The sequence below is a fragment of the Reyranella sp. CPCC 100927 genome (assembly GCF_007859315.1).
Classification (GTDB): Bacteria; Pseudomonadota; Alphaproteobacteria; order Reyranellales; family Reyranellaceae; genus Vineibacter.
In genome coordinates this window covers 1,102,412-1,128,527 of record NZ_VOHA01000001.1, presented here as the reverse complement: position 1 = coordinate 1,128,527, position 26,116 = coordinate 1,102,412, and the positions used below count along the sequence as shown (strand labels likewise).

The window sequence follows — 26,116 nt, the reverse complement described above, 5'->3', positions numbered from 1 at the left end:
GACTCTGTCGCGCGTCTTCGTCTGGGTGGGCACATGACGCGCCACGGAGTGGCGCGCCCCCAGCGTATGAACGAACTGCCTTAGCCAGCTTCTTCTGCCGGGAGCGCACCGCTATTCAGTCCTTGCCTACCATCAGGTCGGCGGCATCGGTCAGCCCACGCTGGCGCGCGGCTTGCTCGGCGGTCAATCCCTCGCTGTTTCTGATGGTCGGATCGGCGCCCTGTGCCATCAGGAACTCGGTCATCCGGACCGCCTGATCCTCGTCGTCGGGCAGCGCAAAAAGCGGCGTCTTCCCGGACTTGGGATGCACGGCATTCACCAGCACCGGCTCGGCCGCGAACAACGCCCGCAGCCTGTCTTCCATGCCGAGATAGACGAGAGCCGGCACATCGCGGCTGAGCGGTGCCAGGAATGCCGCCATGTCGTGCTGCCCGAAATGGCCGGCGAAGCTCAGGGCTCCGCCATATTGGGTCGTCGGTCGATCGACGTCGGCGCCGTGCGCGATCAGCAGCCTGGCGACCTCGATCGCGCCACTGCCGGCGGCGTTGTGAAGTCCACGCTGCTGCGTGGCGTCCGCGACATCGACCTCCATGCCCAGCTCGAGCAGCAGAGCGACGACGTCCGTCCGCCCCTGCTCCGCCGCCCGCAGCATGAGCGGCGCATGGCGCAGGTAGCCCGGATCGAGCGCCGCCAGCGCCCGGGCGTCGTCGCGATCCAGCCGCATGCAGGCCGCCTGGAACGCCGCCAGACCCTGCAGCGGCACCACGGGCGCGCCATGGCGCACCAGCAGGTCGGCCATGGCGACGTTGCCCGACACCAGTGCCTGTTCGCGCAGCGGACGCGCCGAGTAGGCGTGCACGCCACCGGCATCGGCGCCATGCGTCAGCAGCCACTGCGCGCGGCGCAGGTGGTTGTTCTCAACCGCGTTGCCCAGCAGATAGTCGAGCGCGCTGAGCGGCACCCGGCCGCCGATCTTGTCGGAAACGGCCCGCCACGGCGCCACCGCCCCACGCTGCTCGGCCAGCGCCCACAGGATATCCAGCCACGCGCTGTCATCGTGCCGCAGTGACGTGTTGTAGAGCGCCTGCGTGTCGAACGGATTGGCGCCGCGCTCGACCAGCAGGGTGACGAGCGCGACGGCGTGCGGATGCGGCGGCTGATCGCCCTCCCCCTCGCCGATCACGCCGGTCAGGACGGTGAACGGATTGTCCCAACCGTCGTTGAACGACACGTTGGGATCAGCGCCGGCATCGAGCAGCAGGCGCGCCACGTCGAGGGCATGCGCCGCGCTGCCGGGCAGCCGGGCATAGGCGAGATAGAGCAGCGGTTCCCACGCCAGAGGCCCGCCCCGGCGCGTGGCGGCCGCTGGATCGGCGGCAAGGCGGCGGCGACATTCATCGAGGTTGCCGGCAGCGACCGCCGCGTAAAGACTGTCCGCCGCGATGTCGGGCGACCGTGCCAGGATCCGCGCCGCCGCCGACGGATCGCCCTGCCACGCCGAACGCAACACGATCTCGAGGCGCTCGGCGCGCGAACGACGCGCCAGCGCCAGATCATCGAGTGCCGCCTTGAGGTCGGCCCATCCGGCAAGCCCATGCTCGCGCGCCAGCGCCAGCTGTACGTGGCGCAAGCCGGGCGTCGAGGGTGCGTTGGGCAGGACGGCCCGCAGGCGGTCGCGGGCACCGACGTCGCCGGCCTGCAGCATCCGAAGCCAGCGCTTGGCTTCTTTCTTGAGGGTCTCGAGCGTGGAAGCTGACGTGAGCGCGCGGCTCATGGAAACCTTCCTTCCGTATCGCCTGGCGTCCGCTGAAGCAGGCCGGAAGAAGGGCTTGAAAGAATCGCGTCCTTCGAATGGGTGGGAGCAGGCTCCCTTGCCGCGGACAGGTGGCGCCCCACAGCGCACTGGCCGGCAGACTGGGTGATGCTGCACACGTTGTCAACGACGCCGCCCGATACACACGATACGGCCGAAGCGAGCGGCGGCATCGCCGCGATACAGACCAACGCTAGGGTCTCGCCATCGGGCACCGGCGCCCATCGGATCGCGAGCATCACATGAAACGGTTCCTTGAAACGCTACTGGCCGTGGCTCTCTGTGTCGTCGCGCTGACCCTGGCCGTGACCCGATGGGACTTTGCAGCAGGCAGGCACCCATCCCAGCAACCGACGCCGGCCGATGCCGCAGCGGGTCGATGAAAGTGGCGACTTGAAGGCCGGCGACGCGAATTCGGTGCTGCCGATTGCAATATTCGCTTTGACCGTGATTGCATAATGCAATAGAAAGCCGGCCGCCGTGGCGTAGACAACGGTTACTTCGTCTGGATAACGACGGGGCTTCGGCCCCACTCCGTGGTCGAGTGTTCCCGGCACTGGTTTCAGGTGGATGGCGTCGACCATCCTCCATCATCGCTTCCGGCAGGTGGCGTAGTACGCGGATACTTCGTAACCAGAAGGTTGTGGGTTCGAGTCCCACTGTGCGGGAAACCGCATGTAGCTCAATTGGATAGAGCATCCGGCCCCCCGCATACGGTTGTTCCCCTGCCACATGGCGAGACGGATGACGACAATGGCCCGCACCAACCGCAAGCCGACGATCGCCGCCTTCACCGCCGAGGGCGCGCAGGCCTATGCGCACCTGACGCCGGAGCAGGCACTGCGGCGCAGCGTGCTGTCGTGCCTGCTGTGGGAGAAGGCGTTCTATTGCGACGGCGTCGAGATCTTCAAGCGCATCACGGATCTGGCCGCCCAGGTCGCCCCCGAGACACTGGCCGCGCTCGCGATCGAGGCACGCCAGCGCTTTCACCTGCGGCACGTTCCCCTGCTGCTACTGACCGTGCTGGCCCGCACCGGCGCCGGCTCGACCCTGGTCGCCGACACGATCGACGCCGTCATCACGCGCGCCGACGAGCCGGGCGAGTTCCTGTCGCTGTACGCGGTGCAGAACGGCGTCGCGCCGGATGCGCTGAAGGCCAAGCTGTCGGCACAGGTCAAGAAGGGCCTGGCGCGCGCCTTGCGCCGCTTCGATGCCTATGAGCTGGCGAAGTACGATCGCGCTGCGGAGATCAGGATCCGCGACGTGATGTTCCTGGTGCATCCCAAGCCGCGCGACGCGGAACAGGATCGCCTGTGGAAGCAGCTGATCGCCGGCGAGCTGCAGGCGCCCGACACCTGGGAAGTGGCGCTATCGGCCGGCCAGGACAAGCGCGAGACCTTCGAGCGGCTGATCCGTGACGGCAGGCTGGGTTACCTCGCCCTGCTGCGCAATCTGCGCAACATGGTCGCCGCCGGGTGCGATGCCACGCTGGTGCAGGATGCGATCACCGCTCGCAAGGGCGCCCAGCGTGTCCTGCCGTTCCGCTATGTCGCGGCGGCGCGCGCCTGCCCGCAGATGGAGCCGGCGCTGGACACCGCGCTGCTGGGCCACCTGTCCCAGGCGTCGAAGCTTCCGGGCAAGACCATCGTGGTGGTCGACGTCTCCGGCAGCATGGGCGCCCGCCTGTCCGGCAAATCGGACCTGGCGCGCTATGACGTGGCATCGGCACTGGCTGCGATCGCGCGCGAGGTGGCCGAGCAGCCGGTGATCTACGCGACGGCCGGCAATGACCACACGCGGGTCCACGCGACCCAGTTGGTGCCGGCGCGCCGCGGCATGGCGCTGGTCGATGCGATCTGGGCGATGTGCCAACCGCTGGGCGGCGGCGGGATCTTCCTGAAGCCGGTCATCGACTTCCTGCGTGCGCAGGAGAAGACGGCCGACCGGATCATCGTCATCACCGACGAGCAGGATTGCGCGATCGATGCCGGCGATTCGCCGCTGCTGGCCAAGCCGTTCGGCACGCACAACTACCTGATCAACGTGTCGGTGGAGAAGAACGGTATCGGCTACAAGCCGGCCTGGACCCACATCGACGGTTTCTCGGAGGCCGTCTTTGACTTCATCCGGGAACACGAAGCCACCCACGCCTGAAGAGCTGGTGCGGCTCGCCCGACAGGTGCTCGGCGGGGACGGCTGGGAAGGCCGCCTCGCCGCGCTGATGATCGTCGACAGTGCCACGGTCTGGCGCTGGAAGGTCGGCCGCTCGCCGATCCCCGGCGCCGTCCTGGTGGCCCTGCGCTGCATGGCCCGCGAACGCCAACGCCTCGCAGCCGAAGCGAAGCGGTCGCCCCTGAAGCGACCATAGCCGGACCTGGCACAGCACCGGTTGGTCACTTTCGAGAACCGGGGACAGACACCGACACGCTACCATGTTGTGGGCACGCGTGTCGGGGTGGCGATGAGCCCCGGATTGACGCTGCGCAAACAATCCCCAGCCCATAGCATCCCGGCTGCGCTGCAGGCTGTCACCCGGGTCCACCACGGGAATAGACTCCTGATTACAAGCCAAAGCGGTGGAGGATTCGATGGCGCTTGTTCAGTATAAGAACGACGCGGTTGAGAGCAGCCCGTCCGCACGGCGCGCCGAGCTCCTTGCGCGCTATCGCCAGCTGCGGGACATCAGCAAACAGCTTCATCACGACATCATCCGTTTTATGTCGGGAGACACCGTGCTGGATCGCGCGCGTCGACTGGGCCTGGCGCGAGGAAAGACGCTGCTCCTCGAAGAGATCGACGAGATGAACTACGTGTATGATCTTGCGATCCACACAGCAGTGCCGGGCCGCTCCCGGACAATCGATCGTTATGCCAGATCGACGTCGCTTGCCGCCGGTTCTGACGAGGCGCTGGTGCTTGAAGCGATGCGCACAGCCCGTTTCTCCATTCTCTCGATTGAACAGCCCCACGAGGTGGCCGGGCTGATCGCGACCGATCTGGTCCGCAAGACGACGGTATGGTTGGTCGATGTCGGACTCGAGCGCTCCCTTCCTGCTGGCTCGGCGCTTATCACCAGACTCTATACCTTGGGCGAATTCGCGATGACAGCCGGCGTCAGTGTGCCGCTCGACCCTGCCATGTTGCTGAACGTTCGGGCCGCACTGCCGTATCGGCTGGCTGAAACGCCGCTCACGGAATTGATCGACAGCCCGCGCTTTGCTGAAACGGTTTACCGCGCTGCTCTTCATGACGGGGTCATGGATCGCGTTCGCTATGAGGACGTATCCCGCGATCCCTAATCGCCAATAGAAGCGGCCGCCGCGTGGAACGGCCCCATCGCAAACGGCGACGACCTAACGACGTATGACCAGCGGCTGCGGATGCGGATGCGGATCAGGCCAGCGGTCGGCGGCCTGCTGGGCCCGGTGCAGGCCGAGAAAGCCCGACGCGAGCAGCATCGCGAAGATGAGTGCGATTGTCAGCCGCTGCGAGGCCATGGATATCTCGTCGTCATCGGAGAGCCATACGTCGGCATAGCCAGTACCATCCCCACGCGACAAGCAGCTGACAGCCAGCCACCATCCCAGGGCACCCGCCCCCGTCATGCCGACGTCAGCGGCCGGAAACGTCCTGGAGGGTTTGTCGGAATCCGGTCCGGTCGTTCGTCTACTCTCGACGACGTCACGCAACCGCCCGGAGCCGCCCCATGACACCCACCATCACCGCCTTCGCGCAGTCGCCCGACCGCGGCCGAGGTCTGGCGCGTGACATGGCAGTCCGCTGGGCACTTGAAGAAGTGGGTCAGCCCTACGACGTTCGTCTTCTTTCGTTCAGTGCGATGAAAGAACCCACGCATCGCGCGATTCAACCGTTCGGGCAGATTCCGACCTATCAAGAAGGCGATCTCACCCTCTTCGAGTCGGGGGCAATCGTGTTGCACATCGCCGAGCGTCACGCCGGCCTGCTGCCCGACGATGCGAATGGCCGGTCCCGTGCGATCACATGGATGTTTGCGGCGTTCAGCACGGTGGAGCCGCCGATCGTCGAGCGCTCCATGGTCCAATACCTTGAGCATGACAAGACCTGGTACGAGGAACGCCTGCCGCTTCTCGATGATCGCATCCACTACCGGCTGGGCGATCTTTCCAACCACCTTGGCGGTGCCGACTGGCTCGATGGCGCGTTCAGCGCCGGCGACCTGGTGATGGTGGCAGTGCTGCGCCGGCTGGGCAGCCTGGACATCCTGCAGAAGTATCCGAACCTCTCCGCCTATGTCGCCCGCGGCGAAGCGCGGCCGGCCTTCAAGCGCGCTTTCGCCGCTCAATTGGCGGTATTCACCGCCACATTGACCGGTTGATCCGTTTTCAACCCCTTCGCGGGTCGGAGCCGGCCCCCTTTCCGTCGTTGGAACTCACGCCGACACCGTGCGTATTCACCACGCTGGTCGGCGCGACCCGTAGCGCCGAAAGCTCGGCCGGGCACCCGTTGAGTTCGGATCCTCCGCGACGGGCCGCCCGGCCAACGCTTCGATCCAATGTCCCTGTCTCACGTTGTGCGCGCGTTCACCGTGGCGAGCCATGAACGCTGAGGATTGTCCCGCGCCAAGCTCCGGAACTCCCCTCTGCACTTGCCCGTTTCCCTGCCGGTCGGACGTCTGGACGGTCCCCAACCGGGCGCGCTGACCTGGTCCTGGCGCCCCATCTGCGAACAGGGGCGCTGGGACCAACTCCTGGGAGGCCTTCAGCCCGGCGTAACACCGCGCCGCGGCAACTTGAGCGGGGCCTCAAACCCGTTGCGCAATAGCGGCTCCGAGGGCCTGTACAATGGCCTTCTCGGAGGTCGGCTTCTCGATCAATGGGCGCGTGCGATGGCGTTCAGGAATGTGCTCCGGACGGTAGGCTGTCAGGAACACGAATGGAATACCGGCGTCTGCAAGAGCATCGGCCACCGGAAATGACAGGTCAGAACCCCGCAAACTGACATCCAGCAACGCTACAGTTAGTAGTGTCTGCTGGATTACCTTTAGCGCCTGGTCCACGCGCGTCGTGAGTAGTACCTGCCCGCAGCCTTCATCGTATAGAAGTCGCTCATAGGCCATGGCGAGCAACAGTTCGTCTTCAAGAACGAGAACCCGGGCATCGTGCAGCTCACTCATAGCAATGCCCGGCGCCGCTCACGCACGGGCATCCCTGGGTTAAGCGCAATCGTGCCATCGACTATCTACGGTATTGAGCCCTTGAAGTTCCATGGCTGGACCTCGGCAGCCAAACTGCCGGCCGATTCCGGAATGGCTTCGTGTCGGCGCAGCACTATAGAGCGTTGATGCCGATGATCGTGGCCCACACCGTGGCTGCCGTGAGGCCGAGCGAGAGGATGGCAGCAGCGATAGCCACCGTCAGTGCAAGGCCGTCCTCTTCGAGATAGGCCAGGGCGATCAGAATGATGACGAGGGCGGGAAGCACCTGGCTAAATGGTACAGGCGCCAGCAGCGTCAGACCCAGCAACAGAACGACACCGCCAACCACACGCTTGGTGGTTTGAGAGGGCGTGCGCCACCTCGGCTGGAGAATGGTTTCCAGCCAGCGCAAGACAGGCACCACACGATTCGTGAACAATGCCAAGCGGGCTGTCGGCACCCGCCGGCATGATAGCCACCGTGGAAGTGTTGGCGCTTCTCTCGCGGCAAGCATTTGAATTGCCGGCCATAACAGAAGCACGCCCGCAACGGGAGACAGGGCCGGGACGAGAGCAACGACTCCCAGCACCAGCATCACGAAACCAAACGACCGCCCCCGCAGCCGGCTCAGGAGCAATGTCAGCGGCATACTGCCGTCGGGCGTTCCAACGACAAGATCCTGCAGGACAACAGAAGTCGGGTGGCGGCCCCCGTCCCTCGCTTCATTTTCCATCTTGTGGTCAGCTCAAAGCCGGCTATCGACGCCCGGCCGGTTCTGCCCATACAACGGCGTCAAAGCCGCTTTGTTTCATACAAGGGCTACCGCCGCCGTCCATCATGAGGTCGGGCGTTCTGTCGGCCGTTGCGACCTCAGGGCGCGTCCAGGCCTTTGCAATCGTCGACAGCGACGCTCAGCGACGCAGCATGAGCAGCTGGGGACGGGGGTCGGGCCAGCGGTCGGCGGCCTGCTGCGCCAGATGCAGGCCGAAGAAGCCGGACGCCAGCATCAACGCGAAGACCAATGCGATTGTCAGTCGTTGCGCGCGCATCGATTGCCTCACAATCCCGGCAGCAATACGCGTGCTAAACACACACCATCCCTCGAAAGGGAGATAGAGGAGCAGCGTGGCGACCCGAAGCAATGCGCTATCAAGCAGCATTCGCTGCTTCGCTCTCTTTCTAGCACTTGTATTTCGTTAAGGAAACTGCGTTCCGCTCGAACGCTCGGATACTGCGACAGTCAGGATCGAAGAGCCCGCCGGGAATTCCCACGGCGAGCCAGATCTACACGCTTCTCCTGCTGCCTCGGCGCGGCGGAACTCGCGGTCATCTCGCCTGTTAGCTCCTTCGACCAATGCCGACCCAGGCGATTCGACATGAGGAGTTTCCAATCATGTGCCAAGCGGTCCGTCGACGACTTCGACTATCGGGTGGCACGGAATTGTCGTTCATCACGGCGGGTGAGACGTCTAAGCCGGCGGTGGTGCTCCTGCACGGCTTTCCCGGTTCGGCGAACTATTTTCGTGAGGTTGTACCCGCGTTGTCGCAGGCCGCGTACGTGATCGCGCCGGATCTGCCCGGTTTCGGTGAGTCGGACGTCCTGCCGTTGCCCTCGTTTCCCGCCATTGGCGAGGCCATCTCGGCGTTGCTGGACCGGCTCGCGGTCGGGCCGCGCTATATCTATCTCCATGACTTCGGCGCGCCGGCAGGGTTTCACGTCGCCATGCAGGCGCCGGAGCAACTCCTGGGCCTCATCGTTCAGAACGCCAACGCTCATCGAAGCGGACTCGGGTCGCAATGGGACCCGGTGATGGCCTTCTGGTCGCATCCAGACCCGGAAAACGAGGCGGCTTCGACCGCGCATCTGACACTCGAGGGCGTGCGCAACGGGTATCTCGGCGGGATGCCGCCGGATGTCGCGGCGCGAATCCCGGCCGCGATCTGGGAGGAGGACTGGCGGGTGATGCAGTTGCCGGGCCGGATGGAGACACAGCGAGCGCTCGTCAAGGACTATGGGAACTATGTCGCCCGGTTCGACGAAATCGCCGACTATCTCGTGCGCTGGCAGCCGCCTTCTCTCCTGGTCTGGGCGCGACACGACCCCTTCTTCGATCTCGCCGAGGTCCTGTCATGGATGCAGGCGCTGCCGAGAATGGAAGCTCATGTTCTCGATGCCGGCCACAAGCTGCTCGAGACGCACGCGGCCGCGGCCGTGCCGCTCATGCTCGATTTCATCAAAGAATACCCCGCGCGATAACAGGCGAGCCGCCTGGGTAACCAACTCAGATCTCCTCTCAGACGCGCCGATGGACCCGCTTCAGGAAATCGCGTGTCAGATCGACCGCCTCTGCGAGATTGGTCTCAAGCAGCCAGTGCCCGGCATCGAGCAGGTGGAGTTCCGCCTCGGGCACGTCGCGCAGATAGGCGCGCGCTGACTCCGCCGGCATATAGCCATCCTGTGGGCCCCACAGGATCAGCGTCGGCGGCGAGTGCTGTCGCAAGTAAGCCTGATAGCGCGGAAACCACGCGAGATTGTCCTTGAGGTCATAGATGATGCCCGCGGCAATCTCCCGGCGCCGCTCCGTCATGAGCGGCCAGTGCAGTTCCCAAAGGTCGGGGGAAATACGCTGGGCCAGTTCGGGACGGACGTCGTTCAGAAACTCATCCCTGAAATGATCCTTGGAGATGAACTCGCGCAATTTGCGAAGTCCCTGCGGCCGCTCCATTTTCCAGATGTCCTTGAGCCCGGCATACTTCGCCCCGAGCACGTCGTCGTAGATGTCGCCATTCTGGATGATGACCGCAACGATGCGACGTGGATCGCGCATCGCGAGCCGCAGGCCGATCTGTGAACCGAAGTCGTGCAGATACAGCGCAAAACGCTTCACGCCGAGCGTAGCGACAAAGTCCTCCAGAAAGGAGGCGAAGCCGTCGAAATCATAGGCGAACGCTTCGGGCGTGGCGCTATAGCCGCTGCCGGGGAAGTCCGGCGCGAGCAGCCGCCAGTCTTCGCCAAGGTGACGCATATAGTCCCTGAATTCGTATGAGGAGCAGGGATAACCGTGGGGAAGCAACACGGCGGGGGCGTCCGCCGGCCCCGCCTCGCGATAGAAGATATCGACGCTGCCGACGGTCGTTCTGCGATGGAATACGGGAACGGGCATTTTTGGCTCCGTGCTGCATCCACCGGCACAACGGCGGGCGCAACCGGCCGTTCCCTTGAGATGGTGCGCGCCCTCACCTAGCCAGGGTTGACCGGTGCTTCCGGCTGAAACCGTTTGCGATATTCGCCCATGGTGATGCCCGTCGAATCCTTGAACAGGCGGCAAAAGGAACTGGCATCGACATAGCCCACGTCGAAAATGATCTGCTGGATCGGGGCATCGCTCGCAACCAGCCGGTCGCAGGCAGCTGCGATCCGTGTGCGTTGGAGGTAGCTTGTCATGGGCTCGCCGCAGGCCGCTTTGAACCGGCGTTTAAAGTTGCGCGAACTCATGCCCAGAAGGCCGGCCATCGATTCGACGTCGATGTCGCGCCAATAGTTGGTTTCAAGCCATTCCTGCGCCCTCAGAACAGTCTTGTCGCCGTGGCCCTTGTGCGGTTCGAACGCCAGATAGGGTGACTGGCGGTCGCGGCCGGGATCGAAGACCAGCATTCGGGCGCACTGAAATGCGAGCGATGGATCGGCGAAACGCCGTATGAGGTGAAGGGCAAGATCGATATAGGACAAGGCACCACCGCTGCACACAAGGTTGCCGTCCTGCGTGACGAGTTCGCTCTCGCGCAGCACAACCTCGGGATAGCGCTCGCGAAACGCCTGCGCCGCGCGCCAATGGGTGGTCGCCACCTTGCCATTCAGAAGCCCCGCTTCGGCGAGCAGGAAGCTGCCGGTGCATGATGTCGCGATGCATGCGCCTCTTTCCGATTGCGCGCGCAACCATGGGCTCAACGTGTCCAGAGGCTCGATCCTGGAAGAGATGGCCGCGCGCGATAGGGTCGCGGGCATCACGGGGGCGAGCAGGATGACGTCCGCATCCGCTCCTGGCCCCAGACCGCCGCCGACAGTGATTGCCTGACCATTATAGCTGCGCACCGGCTTGCCATCCGCCGAGATGACGCGGACGGCAAACGGCACGGCCGATGCCGCGCGTTCGGAAGCGCAGGCATTGGCGCATGCAAAGACGTCCAGCAGGCCATGGACGGTCGAGCCGATGCAGCCGTCGACCGCCAGAATGACGACATCCGTTGCTTGGTCCATCATGGCCCATTCCACACATAATATGTCATATAGGCCACTATCGTCATCAAATGGACGCCGTCAAGTTGCGCCCCGACCTGACAGGAGATGCCCATGACGACGACCGATCACCCCACGCCGGCCCCTGAATCCTCTCCCCCTCCTGCCGAGATGATCCGGATCGCCAATGCGCTCGCCACGGCCAAGAGCCGCCAGGATATCGAGGCGGCGATGGACGTCTATCACCCGGATGGTGTGCTCGAAGCGCCTCCCCTGGGCTCGCGCCGCGCCGGCGCGACACAGATCCGGGCCGCACTGAAAGGCTTCTTTTCGCTCTTCCCCGACTATTCCGTGACCCTGGATGATCAGGCCGTCAGTGGCGACACGTTGATTGCCTGGGGGACGATCCACCTCACGCTTTCAGGCAATCCGGGAGGACAAACCCCCAATGGCGCGCGCGCCAGTGTTCCCGTCTTCATCCTGTTCCGCTTCAGGGACGGCCGCGTGATCTGGGAAAGCTTCAACTTCGACCTGGCAAGCCTCTGCCGTCAGTGCGGCGTTCCGCTCGCAGCCTTCCACCCCGCCCACTAAGCCCCCATCGTGCAGAAGGGCGCAGCCGATGATCGAATTCTATACCTGGAGCACCCAGAACGCGCGCAAGGTTTCCGTGATGCTGGAGGAGTGCGAACTTCCATACGTCATCAAGCCGGTAAACCTCCTCAAGCATCAGCAAAAGGATGATGCCTTTCTCAAGATCAATCCCAATGGGCGCATCCCGGCCATCATCGACCCTGAGGGTCCGGGCGGACCGGTCGTGGTCGCCGAAAGCGGCGCAATCCTCATCTATCTCGCCGAAAAGACCGGACGGTTCCTGCCGGCATCCGGGCCTGATCGTTATCGCGGCCTGCACTGGCTGATGTGGCAGATGAGCGGCGTTGGGCCGACATTCGGCAACCTTGCTCATTTTGTCGCGGCAACCAACCCCGAGAGCCCGCGCGTCAATGCCTACCTTCGCGCGACAATGGCGCCTGAGGTCTATTCCTATCCGCTCCGGCGCTTCACGAAAGAGACGGCGCGGTTGGTGTCGGTGCTTGAGTCACTCCTTGAAGGCCAGGCGTTCATGGCGGGTGATCTCAGCATCGCCGATTTTGCAACCTATGCCTGGTTCGAAAGCATATGGCCCGGTCTTCAGGCCCGTCAGCCCGCGATCGACAAGGACAACCCCAATATCGTCGCCTGGATGGAGCGCCTCGCCGCACGTCCGCGCGTGCAGCGCGGCATGGAATGCCTTGCATGGGGTGTCGACCTCGAGGCCGGCCCGTGAGCGAGCACGTTATGGCCGCTGCGAGAGTCCATTGATCAGGTGGTCGGCAACCACCCGAACGGAGGGCAGCTGCCCGCGACGATGCGGCATCAGCAGCGTCGTGATCACGCCACGCGCCGTCCAGCCTGGTAGAATGCGGACAAGCGCTCCGGATTCAATCAGCGGCGCGCAGAAGCTGCCCGCCAGGCAAGCCACGCCGAGCCCCGCCCTGGCGGCTTCCCGCAGGGACACGGTTTCGTTCGCGACATAGCGCGGCGATGGCGTGACCTCAGCAACCGCGCCTTCGCCGTCGCGAAGCGTCCAGACCCTGTCCGACGACGATGCCATGAGCCCATCGAGCCCGTTCGCTTCCTCGGGTCGAGACGGCATGCCCTTTTCCCCAATGTAATCGGCCGACGCGACGAGCCACGCGGGGTCGTAATGGATGCGACGCTGGACCAGATCCGTATCGGGCAACGGAGCGAAGTGGTTGCGGATGGCGATGTCGAAGCCTTCCTGCACGATGTCTACGAATCTGTCGGAGACGTCGAGCATGATACGAACCTTCGGATAGTCCATGGCGAGACGTGGAAGCAGGGGCGCCAAACGGAATTGAGCGATTGGCAGCGATGCCGTGATCCGCACGGTTCCGCTTGGCTCCGCCAGACGCCCCTTGATGACATGCTCCGCCGCCTCGGCTTCGATGAGCATCGCGGCGGCATGGCGATGAAAATCCTGACCGATCTCGGTCACGATGAAACTGCGCGAGGTCCTCTGGATCAGGCGCACGCCGATCGCCTTTTCCAACTCGGAGAGCCGTTTGCTGAGCGTGGACTTGGAGATGCCCAGCGCGCGACCAGCCGCAGCGAACCCGCCATGGTTCACCACCTGAACGAAAACGTGGAGATCATTGAGATTCAGCATCTGTCGCTCATCGTTCATATATATGGACGATAGGTCCACAGATAGCCCTCTACTGCTTCATCGTCCAATACTGCATCTCTTGGCGACCCACCACCATAGGGTGGGCCCAGAAAACGCCGACCACAGGAAGATGCACACGGACATGACCAACATCTCGATCCTCGGCCTCGGGGCCATGGGACAGGCACTGGCCGCCCGCTTTGTTCAACAAGGCCACACGGTCACGGTCTGGAACCGCACACCCGGCAAAGCCGCCGCCCTGGCAGCCCAAGGGGCGCGCGAGGTGACGTCCGCCGCTCAGGCCATCGCCGCGAGCGACGTCACCGTGATGTGCGTGCTGGACTACGCCGCGTCGGATTCGGTGATCAACGGCGCGGCTTCAGCGCTCTCCGGCCGCGCGCTGGTCAATCTCACGAACGGCACGCCGGCGCAGGCCCGCGCCGCAGCCGAGCGAACAGCGGGACTGGGCGCTGCCTATCTCGACGGCGGCATCATGGCGACACCGCCGATGATCGGCGGCGAACACGCGCTCATTCTCTACAGCGGATCGAAGGCGACCTTCGATGCGCATGCCGGTGCGCTCGAGGGGCTTGGCGTCGCGACCTATCTGGGTGCGGATGCCGGACTGGCGTCGCTGCATGACCTCGCGCTTCTCAGCGGCATGTATGGCCTTTTCGCGGGCTTCTTTCACGCCAGCGCGCTTGTCGAGTCCGAAGGCATCCGCGTGGGCGCGTTTCTCAAGCTCCTGGGCCCATGGATGACCGCGATGATGGGCGAGCTGCCCGGATACGCGGAGAAGATCGACAGCGGCAACCACGGCGTCAATGTGGTGTCGAACCTCGGCATGCAGGCCGCCTCTCTCACCAACATCCTCACTGCCACCAGCGAGCAGGGCGTCGCCACCGATCTGCTCGCGCCCATGCTGGACCTCTTCCGCAAGCGGCTCGGCGCCGGATTGGGAGACGAAGATATTTCAGGTGTCTTCGAGTTGATCCGGCGCAAGCGCGTTGCGGGCGGCTGAGTTGCCGTGGCACGGCCCGGCAAGCGTTGCGGCCCGACACAATACTAAAGGAACTGCTTGACTATTCACTGCGGCGACGATACTAAAGCGCATGCTTTACCAATCGCCGCAGCTCGACCGCGTCTTCCACGCGCTTTCCGACCCGACGCGGCGGGCGGTTCTTGATCGGCTCACACAAGGTCCCGCGTCAGTGAGCGAGCTGGCCGCGCCCTTCGAGACGACGCTGGCGGCGATCGTCCAGCACGTGCAGGTCCTCGAGGCGAGCGGCCTCATCTCCACCGAGAAGGTTGGCCGAACGCGGACGTGCTGCGTCTCCGCCGAGGCGATCGCGCGCGCCGAGCAGTGGCTCAGCGCGCGCCGGGCACTCCTGGAAGCACGACTCGATCGGATGGAGGCCTATGTCCTCAAATTGCAAGCAACGGAGAAAAAGCGTGGCAAGAGAGCGCACCGGAAGTAATTCGCCCCTCGAGTCGTGGGCACTCGATCGCGAGATCGTTCTCTCGCGTGTCATCGCCGCTCCGCGCGAGCTGGTGTTCAAGGTATGGACCGACCCGCAGCATTTGCCGAAGTGGTTTGGGCCAGAAGGCTTCAAGGTCGAAACGCACGAGATCGATATTCAAGTCGGCGGCCGGTGGCGATTCGTCTTCGTTGGTCCCGACGGCACGCGCTATGACAACCGCGTGGTGTTCCTGAAGATCGAACCGCCGCACCTGCTCGAAATGAACCACGGCGCCGATATCGATGACGATCCAAACCTGTTCAGAACGATCGTTACCTTCGACGAGCAGAGTAACGGGAAGACAGTCGTCACGTTGCGTCAGCTGCATCCGACCAAGGCGCATCGCGCTGGCGCGATCGGATTCGGGGCCGTCGAGTTCGGTTATCAGACCCTCGACAAGCTCGCAGGATATGCCGAAGCCCTGAAAGGCTGAACGGGGCCAAATCACCCCGGACCAACGCGCGCCTGCCCGCGCCGACGTTTCTGCCGTCGCGGGCTGGTGCGTCTGATCGCGAGAATCGCGGGTTGGGCGGCGTTTGGCACACCAGCGGAGGAGAGATGCCATGAGACGCTTGGTGGTTTGGAACGCGATGACGCTCGACGGTTACTTCGAGGGCAAGAGCCCGTGGGACCTCGGCTTCCATGAGACGGTCTGGGGGGACGAGTTGGAGGCGTTCTCGCTCGAGCAGGGCCGAGAGATCGGCACGCTGCTTTTCGGGCGGCGGACCTATGAGGGCATGGCCAGCTACTGGGCCACGGCGACCGGGGCGGTGGCCGACATGATGAACGCGGTCGAAAAGGCGGTAGCGACCCGTACGCTCGACACGGCGACGTGGAACAACACGCGGCTCCTGAAGGGTGATGCGGTCGAAGCGGTCAGGGGTCTCAAGGCGGAAGACGGCAAGGACATCTACGTGTTCGGCAGCGCGGATCTGCTCGCCGCGCTCCTTTCCGCCGGGCTCGTCGATAATTATCGCGTTTGCGTCGCTCCGGTGGTGCTGGGCGGCGGCAGTCCCCTCTTCAAGCCACAGGACCAGCAGGTCAAGATGTGCCTCGAAAGCACGCGATCGCTCAAGACCGGCGGGGTGATCCTGACTTATGCAGTGGGCGGGTAGCGAACGGGCCGCGACAGATCGGGCGCCATCACTTTCACGCGCAAAACCTCAGTGTCTCCACCAGAAGCGTAAAGGCCGACGAGGCGTGGCGCCGGTGCGGATAGTAGAGGTGGTAGCCCGGAAGATCGGGTGTGAACTTGCCGAGCACCCGCACCAGCCGTCCCCCGTCCAAGTGATGCTGGACCTGATCGAGCGGGAGATAGGCGAGCCCGTGGCCGTCGAGCGCGGCGTCGAGGATAAGGTCGATGGTGTTGAGAATCAGCGGCCCTTCGACCCGCACGCGAACATCGCGGCCGCCACGCTTCAGCCGCCAGCTATTGAGGGTGCCGGACGTCGGCAGCCGCAGATTGATGGCACGATGATCGATCAGTTGCGCTGGCGACGCGGGAACGGGGTGCGTGCGGAAATAGTCCGGCGCGCCGACGATCGCCATCGGGATGTCAGGCCCAATGCGCATGGCGATCATGTCCTTCGCGATCTCGCCGCCGAGGCGGACACCGGCGTCGAAGCGATCGGCCACGACGTCCGCCAACCCGTAGTCGATGATCATCTCGACCGTAATGTCGGGGTTGTCGGCAAGCAGCCGCTTCATCGCCGGCACGAGGATAGTCTTTGCCGCGTGTTCGACCGTCGTGAGGCGGATGGTGCCGGACGGCCGGTCGCGCAACCCGCCCAATGAGGCGATCGCGGCATCGAGATCATGCAGCATGGGACCGAGAGTCGCGATCAACCGCTCGCCGGCGTCGGTGGGCGCCACGCTGCGCGTCGTGCGCGACAAGAGCCGCAGCCCCAGCCGCTCCTCAATCCGCCGCACGATCTGGCTGAGCGCGGACTGCGCCATGCCGAGGCGGACGGCCGCCTTGGTGAAGCTGCGCTCTTCGGCGACCACGACGAAGGCGGCCAGATCGGCGATTTCGTCCCGCCTCATTTATCACCTCAATGATAAACCCAAGACAAATTGCCTGTCTAATCGACACAATCGCTGTGGCCTAGATTGCTGGCATCAGCAAGGGGGACTTCCCCCGCAATGGCGGCAGCGAGCCGCGAGACGGCGAACGAAAGGAACCGGAAATGGGCAAGATCAGCTTCGCCAATTCGAACAACAAGACCATCGCCATGTCAGCGGTGATCAATTTCCCGGCAGGCTTCGACGAGAAGAATAGCTATCCCGCCATTGTCGTCTCGCATCCCGGCGGCGGCGTGAAGGAACAGACGGCCGGCATCTATGCCAAGAAACTCGCCGAGCAGGGCTTCGTCACCATCGCCTACGACGCTTCCTATCAGGGCGAGAGTGGCGGCGAGCCGCGCCAGCTTGAAAATCCGTACATTCGTACCGAAGACGTCAGCGCGGTGATCGACTATCTGACTATGCTGCCTTACGTCGACAAGGGCCGCATCGGCGCGATGGGCATCTGCGCCGGCGCTGGTTACACCGCCAACGCCGCAATCCAGGATCGCCGCATCAAGGCGATCGGCACGGTCAGTGCCGTCAATATCGGCTCCATGTTCCGCAACGGCTGGGAGAACAACATCAAGTCCATCGATGCGTTGTCGCTGGTCGAGGCCGGCTCGAACGCTCGCACGTCGGACGCCAGTGGTGCGGCGGTCGCCATGATGCCGCTCGCGCCGCTGACGGAAAAGGACGCGCCGAACGAAGAACTGCGTCAGGCCTGGGAATACTACCATACGCCGCGCGCCGAATGCGCCACCGCGCCCGGCGTCGCGACATTGCGCAGCCTGAACCAGATCATCACCTACGACGCCTATCACATGGCGGACGTTTATCTGACCCAGCCGATTCAGATCGTGGCCGGTAGCAAGGCTGGCAGCAAGTGGATGAGCGACGACCTGTTCGATCGCGCCGCCAGCACCGACAAGTCCTTCCATATTGTCGAGGGCGCCAATCACATGGACCTTTATGACGGCAAGGCGTTTGTCGATGAGGCGGTGTCGGTACTCGCACCGTTCTTCAAGGCGAAGCTGGCGGGAGTCGCCGGCAGGGCACAGGCCGCGGAATAACGGAGCCATGCTTCCATCCCGACAGAAAAGGAGAACCTCATGGAAACCGTGAAGATTCGCAATCCCGGCATGTACTGGGACATTGCCGCCAACATCCTGCTTCCACCCGACTTCGACGCCGGCAAGCGCTATTCGGCGGTGGTTTCGAACCACCCCATCGGGAGCTGCAAGGAGCAGACCTCGGGCAACATCTATGGCGCGGCGCTCGCGAAGGCCGGCTTCGTGGTCGTCGTTCCCGACGCCAGCTTCCAGGGCGGCAGCGGTGGCGAACCGCGCTGGATCGAAGATCCCGAGCAGCGGGTGAAGGACTATCGCGACGTCATCGATTACGTGCAGTCTTTGCCTTATGTCGATCCCGAAAGGATCGGCGTCCTCGGCATCTGCGGCGGCGGTGGCTATTCGATCAAAGCCACGATCATCGATAAGCGGATCAAGGCGCTCGTCAGCATCACTGGCGTGAACTTCGGACGTCTGATGCGCGAAGGCTTCAGCAGTTTCGATCCCGTCCGCGCACTTAAAGGCATGGCGGCTCAGCGCACCGCCGAGAACGCAGGGGCCGATGAACTGGCCAACATCTTCCTGCCGGCCAGCGTGGATCAGGGAAAGGCCGCCGGCATCACCGACATCGATGTCCTGGAGGCGACCGATTATTACCGCAACCGTTGTCCGGCTGTAGGTTCGGGCACGCGAATGCTGGTTTCGCATGCCGCATCCGCGATCGCGTGGGATGCCTTCGCCTTCGCCGAAACGCTGCTGACCCAGCCAATGATGGTGGTATTCGGCGACAAGCCCGGCGGTTTCGGTGCCTATCGCGACGGCATGGAAATCTACGGCCGCGCCGCTTCGAAGGACAAGGAATTGGTCGTGGTCGAAGGTTGGTCGCACTACGACCTCTACGACAAGCCCGAGCCGGTGCGCCTGGCGCTGGAAAAGCTGGTGCCGTTCTTCAAGACGCATTTGAGCGATGCGGCCGTGGAAAGCCGGTCGCAGGCAGCGGAATAGGCGGCGTGCTTCTCTCTGCGGCGTGGCGCGGGGCTTCCGCGCCGCTTCGACCTTTTCACCGCCGAAAGCCGCTGTTTCCAGGCCTTTCCGCACGCGGGCTACTTCCGGCCCTTCACGCGGTCATAGTTTCGGTGGTTATCGGCGGCTTTGGAGGGCAATCGGCGGTCTGTGGCGCGCCCGAGAAGATTCGAACTCCTAACCTTCTGATCCGTAGTCAGATGCTCTATCCAGTTGAGCTACGGGCGCCTAGCCACAGCATCGCCTCGGCGCTGTTAAGGGTCGCCGTGCGAGGGGCGGAAACTACTCAAATCACCCCGCCGACGCAAGCGGCGACTGCGCCCCGGTGAACGGAAATCGGCGGTCCGGTGGCTGGTCGACCAGGCCCCACGATGTCGGGGTTCAAAGAGCTGATTCCGCCACATTTTGCGCGGTACGCTGGGTTCATGCTGACTCCCTGTCCCATCGACGTGTCTGTTCACAAACGATTCCGGAGAGCTCTCGGTGCCGCCGCGCTCCTGGCGGCGCTGGCAGCCTGCGCCGACGGCGGCGACCGTCCGCCCCCGGCGCTCGGCGGCGGCCGGACCGGCCCGGTGCGGGCCGACGGGACCGCGCCATCAGGGATCGTGGCCCAGCACGCCGACCGCCTCGATGCCTTGCGCCGGTCGACCGCCAGCGAAACGGAGGGCTACAGCATCGCGATCGCCGCCATCAATGGCCGCCTGCAGGCCGGTACGACGCCGGCCAATCGCGACCTGGTGGAACGCTGGAACGCAGCCCAAGGCCATCTCGACACGATCACCGCCAACCTCGGCCAGCTCGATGCGCTGGCAGCCCAGGTCAGACAACAGGTGACGACGGTCGCCGCTGTACCCGTCGCCACGCGCCCTGCTCCCGACCGCCGCGCCGCGCGCACCAGCGAGAGCGAGGCCGACCGCACGCGGCAGGAACTGCGGCGCCTGGCCGGCGAGATCGACGGCGAGATCGCCCGGCAGAGCACCTTCCTGATGACGGAACGACCGACCCTGGCGGCGCTGGGCTACGCGGTCAACGCCGGCCGCCCGGGCACCCTGCGCACCGCCGGTGGCGCTGGCCGCTGACGGCGCACGCCATTCCGGCTCTCACCGCCATGTGATCGCGTCACGTGCGACCGTTGACGCGTCGCCGGCGTACCCTGAAGGCAACGACGGGGGAGCGCGGCATGATGCGTCGAACCTTGATCGGCCTGTGGCTGCTGCTGGCACTGGGATGGGCCGGCGCGGCCGCGCGCGCCGCCGAACCACCGGATGCCGCCGACAGCGCCGCGATCCGCACCGTCATCGACAGCCAGATCGCGGCATTTCGCCGCGACGATGGCGCAGCGGCCTTCGCCCATGCGGCGCCCGCGATCCAGCAGATGTTCGGCACCGTCGATCAGTTCATGGCCATGGTGCGGGGCGGCTATCAGCCGGTCTACCGGCCGCAGGCCTATCGTTTCGGCGATATCAGCCTGGTCGGCGATCTGATCGTCCAGAAGGTGCATATCGTGGGTCCGGACGGGCGCGCCGTGACGGCCTTCTACACCATGGAGAAGCAGCCCGACGGTACCTGGCGCATCGCCGGCTGCGCGCTGGGCGCGCCGGAAGAGCAGTCGGCATAAGGCATGCACGCTGCGCGGGAAGGATAAGAGCCATGCGGCGGCCATGGTGGACGCCGCAAGGCCATACCCCTAGGGTCGGGCGGTAACCCAAGACGCCGCCACTGGCCATTTCCCCACGATGACCGATCGCTCCGCACCGCCGACCAGGGCGATCGTGCTGCTGGTCCTCCTGACCCTGTTATGGGGCACCAACTGGCCGCTGTTTCGCGTCGCGCTCAGCGAACTCTCGGTGTGGAGCTTCCGCACCCTGGTGGTCGCGATCGCATCGGCGGCCCTGTTCGCCGCCGCCAAGCTGCGCGGCGAGCGGCTCGCCGTGCCGCGCCACCTGTGGTGGCCGCTGCTGGCGGCCTCGATCGGCAACATGACGATCTGGAACATGGCCACGGCACTGGCCGTGGTCTACCTGCCATCGGGCCAGGCCTCGATCCTCGCCTACAGCATGCCGCTGTGGCTGGCGCCGTTGTCGGCGATCTTCCTGGGCCAGCGCTTCACGCTGCGCATGCTGGTTGCGATCGTGATGGGCGTTGCCGCCGTGGTCTTCCTGATGATTCCCAATTTCGGCGCCTACGCCGGCGCGCCGTTGGGCCTGGCCGCCGGCCTGGGTGCCGGCCTCGCCTGGGCGGTCGGCACCGTGATCGTGAAACGCACCAACTGGGGCGGCATGGGGCTGGCGCTCACGGCATGGCAGATGCTGCTGTGCCTGCCGCCGATCATCGCCGGCTTCTTCCTGTTCGACGGCGCCTGGCCACGCGTGAGTCCGCTGGTGATCGGCGTGTCGCTCTATATCGCGCTGATCCCGATGTCGATCGGCACGGCGATCTGGTTCACGCTGGTCCACCTGCTGCCGGCGCAGGTCGCGGGCCTGTCGTCCGTTTCCATCCCGGTGGTCGCCGTCATTGCCGGTGTGCTGCTGTTCGGCGAGCCGATGGGACCACTGCAGATCGCGGCACTCGCCTGCACGGTCGCCGCCTTGTGGCTGGCCCTGGTGCCGCCGCGCGCCGCCGCACCGGTGCGCGCCTAGATGATGGCGCCGCGCTCGCGCAGCGCCATGCTGCTGCTGCCGGCACTGGCCCTGCTGTGGGGCGGCAGCTGGCCGATGTTCAACCTGGTGCTGCGCGAACTCTCGGTATGGACGTTTCGCGCGCTGGCCGTGAGCGGCGCCGCGCTGCTGATGTTCCTGGTGGTACGCCTGCGTGGCATCCCCATGACCGTACCGCCGGGCCGCTGGCGGCCCCTGATCGCCGCTGCGCTGGGCAACATCACCGCCTGGTACCTGGCAGCGACGGCGGCCATTCTCTACATCCCGTCCGGCCAGGCCGCCGTGCTCGGCTACACCATGCCGCTGTGGGCAGCGCTGATCTCGATCACGTTCCTGCGCGAGCCGCTGACCGGCCGCGTGGCACTGGCCCTGGCATTCGGTGCCGGCGCCGTGGCGCTGCTGGCATGGCCCAACCTCACGCGGCTGGCCGGCGCACCATTCGGCATCGGCTTCAGCCTGCTGGCCGGCATCGGCTGGGCCTGCGGCACCCTGATCAACAAACGCACCGACTGGGGCGGGATGCATCCGCTGGCGCTGACAGCCTGGCAGCTCGCCATCGGCGCCGTGCCGATCGTGATCGGTGCCTTCGTCTTCGCTGATCTGCATCCCTTCCTGCCCAGCGTCACGGTCATGGTTGCCGTGGCGTTCCTCGCCTTCGTGCCGACGGCGATCGGCACCCTGATCTGGTTTCGCATCGTCGAGCTGCTGCCGGCGCAGGTCGGAGCGCTGTCATCGATCCTGGTGCCGATCGTGGCCATGACCGGCGGCATCATCGTGCACGGCGAACCGTTTGGCATCCCGCAGGCCGGCGCACTGACCTGCGCCGTGGCAGCATTGTTCCTTGCGCTCATCCCGTCATCGGCACGACGCACCTGATGCGCATCGGCGCCAGGCGGCAGCTGCTTTGGGCTCGAACGATACCGGATTGACAACAGGGGAAGCCCGGTGTGTGGTCGGGACAAGAAAGTCAGGGCGGGAACGGCTGGATGACCACCTCCGGGTTCTCAAAGCATGTGGCCCAGGTCTTGTCGGCCGCGGAACACAGGGCGGATGCCGACCCGCGGATCGCGGCGTCATGGCGTCGGTGCCTGGTCGACCATCGACTTGATCCAGCCCGCAGCGGACCACCCCACACGCTCACCGAAGCCGAAATCAGCCGCGTCCGGGAGCCGGTCGAAGAGCTGATCCGAATGGCGCTGCCGGAGCTCGAAGCGCTGGCCCGCGTCCTGCGCGAGGCGGGATATTGCGTCAACTTCGCCGACGTCAATGCGAACGTGCTCGTCAGCTATCTTCCCGGTGGCGACTACGAGACGACGTTCCGCGAGGTCGGCATCTATACGGGATCCAATTTCGCGGAAGCCTTCGAGGGCACGAACGGCGTTGGTACCGCCCTGGCGGAACAGCGTCCCATCCTGGTGCATCGCGACGAGCATTTCCGTGATCAGTGGAAATTCCTGACGTGTGCGGTAACGCCGCTGTTCGATCACCACGACCAGCCGGTGGGCGCCGTGAACATCAGCTCCTGTCGCGGCGATTTCGATCGCGCCGCGCATCAGCTCGCGTTTGCCATCACGTCGGAGGCGACATGGCGGATCCAGCACGCGATCTTCCGCAAGCGCTTCGATCACGCCTGGATCGCGACGCTGCCGGGAGACGACGGCCGGGGGTTGATCGCCTATGACGATGACCGACGCATCATCGGTGCTTGCCGCCGCGGCCGGTCGATCCTGGGTTTGACGAACGGCTTCGAGTCCGGCGTCGACCTATCGCGTTTCATCAGGCTGAGCGACGCCAGCATGCGGACGCCGAGCGCGGCCATCGAATTCCGTCGCGCCGATGGAACCTTGATCGGGCACGGGCACATCACGCCACCGGCCGCGCGGCCGGCCTTCGCGACGCGGTCGATTGAAGCCACGCCTCGACGTATTGCCGCCTTGAGCGCGCTCGCCGGAAGCGATCCGGCGCTGGCCAAGAGCGTCAAACGACTGACCGCGGTGGTGGACCTCGATCTGCCGATCCTGCTGCGCGGCGAGACCGGCACCGGCAAGGACGTCTTCGCGCGCGCCATTCACGCGGCGAGCAGCCGCGCCAACAAGAGCTTCGTCGCCTTGAATTGCGCCGCGTTGCCCGAAAGCCTGATCGATGCGGAACTGTTCGGATATGAAGCCGGTGCCTTCACGGGTGCCCGCCGCGAGGGCGCCAAGGGACTGATCGTCCAGGCCAGCGGTGGCACACTGTTTCTCGACGAGATCGGCGACATGCCGCTGGCGCTGCAAACGCGACTGCTGCGCGTCCTGGAGAATCGCGAGGTCTGGCCGCTCGGTGGACGAAAGCCGGTGCCCGTGGACATCCGCCTGATCAGTGCCACGAACCGCGATCTCGCCGCGATGGTCGAAGCGGGCGCTTTCCGATCCGACCTCTACTATCGACTCCTCGGTGTCGAGGTCAGACTGCCGGCGTTGCGCGAGCGATCCGACAAGGCCGACCTGATCGCACGCCTCGCGCGCGAAGAGGCACCCCATTGCCGCCTGTCCGCCGGCGCCCAGGCAACGCTGCTGTCGTACCCCTTCCCGGGCAACATTCGCCAGTTGCGCTACGCGCTGCGACTGGCCGGTGGCACGGCCGAGAATGGCCTCATCGAGGCGGCGGACCTCGACCTTCCCCCCGTGCCCGGCGGTGGTCGCGCCGAGCCGGATCACGGGATGGCCGAATACAACGCCATCGTCCAGGCCCTGCGCGACCATGGCGGACGCGTCGGCGACGCGGCCCAGGCACTCGCCATGAGCCGCGCCACCCTCTATCGCAAGATCAAGGGTCTGAAGATCAAGCTCGACAGCTAGAGCACGTTCCGCTGCGCTGGGAGCGCGGGCGGCGCCATTGCATATGGCACTGACCTCACCCTGAGGAGCGAGTGTAGCGAGCGTCTCGAAGGGTGGGCTATCACACAAACCGCGACTGCAGCCCATCCTTCGAGACGCCGGCTGCGCCGGCTCCTCAGGATGAGGTTGTGCGTGACGATATGCGGTTGCCTGGGAGCGCGGGGACGCCCGCGCTCCCGGGATGTCATGCCGCTTTCACCAGGTCGGCACCGAGATGCTTGAGGCGCGGCATCACCTCGTTCTTCAGCAGTTCGAGCGAACGGCGCCACGCGTCGGGCTTGTGCTTGTAGTCGAAGCCGAAAACGCACAGCACGCCGAAGCCACCCACCTCGCGATAGATGGTGTCGATCTTCTCGGCCACGGTCGCCGGTGAGCCGATGATCCAGTTGCGGCGCGCGCAATACTCCACCGTGATGTCGCTGTCCGGCACGTCAGGCGCATGCTTCAGATAGTCCTTGAAGCCGAAATTGCCGAGCAGCGGCAGGAAGTACTCGCGCATCATCCGGCCCATCATGTCGCCGGTCGACAGCTTCCAGGCTTCTTCGTCGGTATCGGCAACGAACACCTCGCGCACGAGCCGCCAGTCCCTGCGGTCCGCCTTGCGTCCGGCCTTGGCGGCGCCGGCTTCGACCGACTCCCAGTGGCTGGCGACATAGGCGGGATTGAGGTTGAGGCTCATCGGAATGAACCCGCGCTCCCCGGCCAGCTTCAAGGTATCGGAATTCTTGGACAGGCCGGCGACGCCGATCGGCGGATGCGGTGCCTGCACCGGCTTGAGGTGCGGCTGCAGGAGGTCGAACATCCGCTCCGGCTTCGACACGGTCCAGTACTTGCCCTCGTATTTGAACGGCGCCGGTTCGGACCACAGCTTGAGGATGATCTCCAGCGCCTCGCGGGTCATGTCCCGGTTCTGCCCGGACATGCCGTCGACATTGAACATCGCCCAGTCGCTGGGCAGGCCCGAGGCCGCGACGCCGAAATTCAACCGGCCGTTGGACAGGTGATCCAGCATGGCCACGCGATTAGCCAGTTCGGCGGGGTGATGGTAGGGCAACAGGAAGCCGCCGGGACCGATGCGCAGGTTCTTGGTTTGCAGGAACGCCTGCGCAACCAGGAGGTCGGGCGCCGGATGCGGCTCCCACGGCGCCGTGTGGTGCTCGCCGATCCACGCTTCCTGATAGCCGAGTTCGTCGAGCCAGCGCAGGACCTGCAGGTCCCAGTCATGCCCCTCCTTCAGTCCACACTCCGGTGGATGCGACGGCATCGTGAAGTAGCCAAGTTCCATCGTTTTCCTCCCGCTGTTGCGGCACGCCATGTGATGCGCAGGTGCGCACCCGCCTTGGTTGGCAAGTGTCGTGCCAGTCGGGAGCAACGGTGGAGGCACTGGATAAAGTGCTGATTCTTCTTCTCAATCGCGAGCCCGCAAGTCCGCGCCGATGGCGATCACCGTCTC

The 26,116-nt window shown here is 64.9% G+C and carries 29 protein-coding genes and 1 tRNA gene; 18 read left to right on the top strand and 12 right to left on the bottom strand.

Features of this window, described 5'->3' with window-relative positions:
• Window positions 1-115 precede the first annotated feature (115 nt).
• On the bottom strand, window positions 116-1,774 hold the full coding sequence (locus FQU96_RS05150) for an ankyrin repeat domain-containing protein (protein WP_146539731.1): 1,659 nt from the start codon (window positions 1,772-1,774) through the stop codon (window positions 116-118).
• A gap of 302 nt (window positions 1,775-2,076) precedes the next feature.
• Window positions 2,077-2,397, bottom strand: coding sequence for a hypothetical protein (locus FQU96_RS05145; protein ID WP_146539730.1), 321 nt, complete (start codon window positions 2,395-2,397; stop codon window positions 2,077-2,079).
• 169 nt (window positions 2,398-2,566) lie between these two features.
• Here FQU96_RS05145 and FQU96_RS05140 point away from each other — a divergent pair, with 169 nt between their 5' ends.
• From FQU96_RS05140 to FQU96_RS05130, 3 genes are all read left to right on the top strand, one after another.
• Window positions 2,567-3,967, top strand: coding sequence for a TROVE domain-containing protein (locus FQU96_RS05140; protein WP_146539729.1), 1,401 nt, complete (start codon window positions 2,567-2,569; stop codon window positions 3,965-3,967).
• A gap of 7 nt (window positions 3,968-3,974) precedes the next feature.
• A complete protein-coding gene (locus tag FQU96_RS05135) occupies window positions 3,975-4,181 on the top strand; it encodes a hypothetical protein (protein WP_146539728.1) in 207 nt (68 codons plus the stop codon).
• A 220-nt stretch (window positions 4,182-4,401) separates the two neighbouring features.
• Complete coding sequence (locus tag FQU96_RS05130; protein ID WP_146539727.1) at window positions 4,402-5,112, top strand: hypothetical protein; 711 nt, start codon at window positions 4,402-4,404, stop codon at window positions 5,110-5,112.
• 54 nt (window positions 5,113-5,166) lie between these two features.
• Here the strand turns inward: FQU96_RS05130 and FQU96_RS42105 are convergent, their stop codons facing one another.
• The gene (locus FQU96_RS42105) at window positions 5,167-5,310 is read right to left on the bottom strand and encodes a hypothetical protein (protein WP_178130313.1); all 144 of its coding nucleotides are present in this window, start codon (window positions 5,308-5,310) and stop codon (window positions 5,167-5,169) included.
• 209 nt (window positions 5,311-5,519) lie between these two features.
• Here FQU96_RS42105 and FQU96_RS05125 point away from each other — a divergent pair, with 209 nt between their 5' ends.
• Window positions 5,520-6,170, top strand: coding sequence for a glutathione S-transferase family protein (locus tag FQU96_RS05125; protein ID WP_146539726.1), 651 nt, complete (start codon window positions 5,520-5,522; stop codon window positions 6,168-6,170).
• Between the two features lie 426 nt (window positions 6,171-6,596).
• On the opposite strand, the gene FQU96_RS05120 is transcribed toward FQU96_RS05125, so the two are convergent.
• The 3 genes from FQU96_RS05120 to FQU96_RS05105 form a co-directional block, all read right to left on the bottom strand.
• A complete protein-coding gene (locus FQU96_RS05120; RefSeq protein ID WP_146539725.1) occupies window positions 6,597-6,968 on the bottom strand; it encodes a response regulator in 372 nt (123 codons plus the stop codon).
• Window positions 6,969-7,122: 154 nt separating this feature from the next.
• On the bottom strand, window positions 7,123-7,722 hold the full coding sequence (locus tag FQU96_RS05115; protein WP_146539724.1) for an exopolysaccharide biosynthesis protein: 600 nt from the start codon (window positions 7,720-7,722) through the stop codon (window positions 7,123-7,125).
• 178 nt (window positions 7,723-7,900) lie between these two features.
• Complete coding sequence (locus FQU96_RS05105) at window positions 7,901-8,149, bottom strand: hypothetical protein (protein ID WP_146539723.1); 249 nt, start codon at window positions 8,147-8,149, stop codon at window positions 7,901-7,903.
• A 281-nt stretch (window positions 8,150-8,430) separates the two neighbouring features.
• On the opposite strand from FQU96_RS05105, the gene FQU96_RS05100 reads away from it, so the two are divergent.
• Window positions 8,431-9,246 carry an alpha/beta fold hydrolase gene (locus FQU96_RS05100; RefSeq protein ID WP_255467852.1) on the top strand — a complete coding sequence of 272 codons (816 nt, stop codon included), beginning with the start codon at window positions 8,431-8,433 and terminating at the stop codon, window positions 9,244-9,246.
• Between the two features lie 37 nt (window positions 9,247-9,283).
• Here FQU96_RS05100 and FQU96_RS05095 read toward each other — a convergent pair whose 3' ends face one another.
• Window positions 9,284-10,153 (bottom strand): alpha/beta fold hydrolase, encoded by an 870-nt coding sequence (locus tag FQU96_RS05095; protein ID WP_146539721.1) that lies wholly within the window; start codon window positions 10,151-10,153, stop codon window positions 9,284-9,286.
• Between the two features lie 77 nt (window positions 10,154-10,230).
• Entirely contained in the window at window positions 10,231-11,250 is a 1,020-nt protein-coding gene (locus FQU96_RS05090) for a GlxA family transcriptional regulator (RefSeq protein ID WP_146539720.1), read from the bottom strand.
• Window positions 11,251-11,340: 90 nt separating this feature from the next.
• Here FQU96_RS05090 and FQU96_RS05085 point away from each other — a divergent pair, with 90 nt between their 5' ends.
• Window positions 11,341-11,817, top strand: coding sequence for an ester cyclase (locus FQU96_RS05085; protein ID WP_218574599.1), 477 nt, complete (start codon window positions 11,341-11,343; stop codon window positions 11,815-11,817).
• A 28-nt stretch (window positions 11,818-11,845) separates the two neighbouring features.
• Window positions 11,846-12,550, top strand: coding sequence for a glutathione S-transferase family protein (locus FQU96_RS05080; RefSeq protein ID WP_146539719.1), 705 nt, complete (start codon window positions 11,846-11,848; stop codon window positions 12,548-12,550).
• Window positions 12,551-12,559: 9 nt separating this feature from the next.
• On the opposite strand, the gene FQU96_RS05075 is transcribed toward FQU96_RS05080, so the two are convergent.
• Window positions 12,560-13,453: a LysR substrate-binding domain-containing protein gene (locus FQU96_RS05075; protein ID WP_146539718.1), complete on the bottom strand. Its 894-nt coding sequence runs from the start codon at window positions 13,451-13,453 to the stop codon at window positions 12,560-12,562.
• Window positions 13,454-13,583: 130 nt separating this feature from the next.
• Between FQU96_RS05075 and FQU96_RS05070 the strand changes: the two genes are divergently transcribed.
• The 4 genes from FQU96_RS05070 to FQU96_RS05055 all read left to right on the top strand — a co-directional run bounded on the left by FQU96_RS05070 (window position 13,584) and on the right by FQU96_RS05055 (window position 16,088).
• Complete coding sequence (locus FQU96_RS05070) at window positions 13,584-14,474, top strand: NAD(P)-dependent oxidoreductase (protein WP_146539981.1); 891 nt, start codon at window positions 13,584-13,586, stop codon at window positions 14,472-14,474.
• 91 nt (window positions 14,475-14,565) lie between these two features.
• Window positions 14,566-14,931: a metalloregulator ArsR/SmtB family transcription factor gene (locus FQU96_RS05065; protein ID WP_146539717.1), complete on the top strand. Its 366-nt coding sequence runs from the start codon at window positions 14,566-14,568 to the stop codon at window positions 14,929-14,931.
• Window positions 14,906-15,406 carry an SRPBCC family protein gene (locus FQU96_RS05060; RefSeq protein ID WP_255467851.1) on the top strand — a complete coding sequence of 167 codons (501 nt, stop codon included), beginning with the start codon at window positions 14,906-14,908 and terminating at the stop codon, window positions 15,404-15,406. The genes FQU96_RS05065 and FQU96_RS05060 overlap by 26 nt, the downstream gene beginning before the upstream one ends.
• Window positions 15,407-15,536: 130 nt before the next feature.
• The gene (locus tag FQU96_RS05055; protein WP_146539715.1) at window positions 15,537-16,088 is read left to right on the top strand and encodes a dihydrofolate reductase family protein; all 552 of its coding nucleotides are present in this window, start codon (window positions 15,537-15,539) and stop codon (window positions 16,086-16,088) included.
• 34 nt (window positions 16,089-16,122) lie between these two features.
• Here FQU96_RS05055 and FQU96_RS05050 read toward each other — a convergent pair whose 3' ends face one another.
• Window positions 16,123-17,016 (bottom strand): LysR family transcriptional regulator, encoded by an 894-nt coding sequence (locus FQU96_RS05050; protein WP_146539714.1) that lies wholly within the window; start codon window positions 17,014-17,016, stop codon window positions 16,123-16,125.
• A 143-nt stretch (window positions 17,017-17,159) separates the two neighbouring features.
• Here FQU96_RS05050 and FQU96_RS05045 point away from each other — a divergent pair, with 143 nt between their 5' ends.
• Window positions 17,160-18,107 (top strand): alpha/beta hydrolase, encoded by a 948-nt coding sequence (locus FQU96_RS05045; RefSeq protein WP_146539713.1) that lies wholly within the window; start codon window positions 17,160-17,162, stop codon window positions 18,105-18,107.
• 39 nt (window positions 18,108-18,146) lie between these two features.
• Window positions 18,147-19,109 (top strand): alpha/beta hydrolase, encoded by a 963-nt coding sequence (locus FQU96_RS05040; protein WP_146539712.1) that lies wholly within the window; start codon window positions 18,147-18,149, stop codon window positions 19,107-19,109.
• Window positions 19,110-19,278: 169 nt separating this feature from the next.
• Here FQU96_RS05040 and FQU96_RS05035 read toward each other — a convergent pair.
• Window positions 19,279-19,355 (bottom strand) — tRNA-Arg (locus tag FQU96_RS05035).
• 197 nt (window positions 19,356-19,552) lie between these two features.
• Between FQU96_RS05035 and FQU96_RS05030 the strand changes: the two genes are divergently transcribed.
• The 5 genes from FQU96_RS05030 to FQU96_RS05010 all read left to right on the top strand — a co-directional run bounded on the left by FQU96_RS05030 (window position 19,553) and on the right by FQU96_RS05010 (window position 24,624).
• The gene (locus tag FQU96_RS05030; RefSeq protein ID WP_146539711.1) at window positions 19,553-20,206 is read left to right on the top strand and encodes a hypothetical protein; all 654 of its coding nucleotides are present in this window, start codon (window positions 19,553-19,555) and stop codon (window positions 20,204-20,206) included.
• A gap of 101 nt (window positions 20,207-20,307) precedes the next feature.
• Window positions 20,308-20,745 (top strand): DUF4864 domain-containing protein, encoded by a 438-nt coding sequence (locus FQU96_RS05025; RefSeq protein ID WP_255467850.1) that lies wholly within the window; start codon window positions 20,308-20,310, stop codon window positions 20,743-20,745.
• Between the two features lie 118 nt (window positions 20,746-20,863).
• Window positions 20,864-21,766 carry a DMT family transporter gene (locus tag FQU96_RS05020; protein ID WP_146539710.1) on the top strand — a complete coding sequence of 301 codons (903 nt, stop codon included), beginning with the start codon at window positions 20,864-20,866 and terminating at the stop codon, window positions 21,764-21,766.
• Entirely contained in the window at window positions 21,767-22,660 is an 894-nt protein-coding gene (locus tag FQU96_RS05015) for a DMT family transporter (RefSeq protein WP_146539709.1), read from the top strand.
• 110 nt (window positions 22,661-22,770) lie between these two features.
• On the top strand, window positions 22,771-24,624 hold the full coding sequence (locus FQU96_RS05010) for a sigma-54-dependent Fis family transcriptional regulator (RefSeq protein ID WP_146539708.1): 1,854 nt from the start codon (window positions 22,771-22,773) through the stop codon (window positions 24,622-24,624).
• A gap of 223 nt (window positions 24,625-24,847) precedes the next feature.
• Here FQU96_RS05010 and FQU96_RS05005 read toward each other — a convergent pair whose 3' ends face one another.
• The gene (locus FQU96_RS05005; RefSeq protein ID WP_146539707.1) at window positions 24,848-25,948 is read right to left on the bottom strand and encodes an LLM class flavin-dependent oxidoreductase; all 1,101 of its coding nucleotides are present in this window, start codon (window positions 25,946-25,948) and stop codon (window positions 24,848-24,850) included.
• Between the last annotated feature and the right edge of the window lie 168 nt (window positions 25,949-26,116).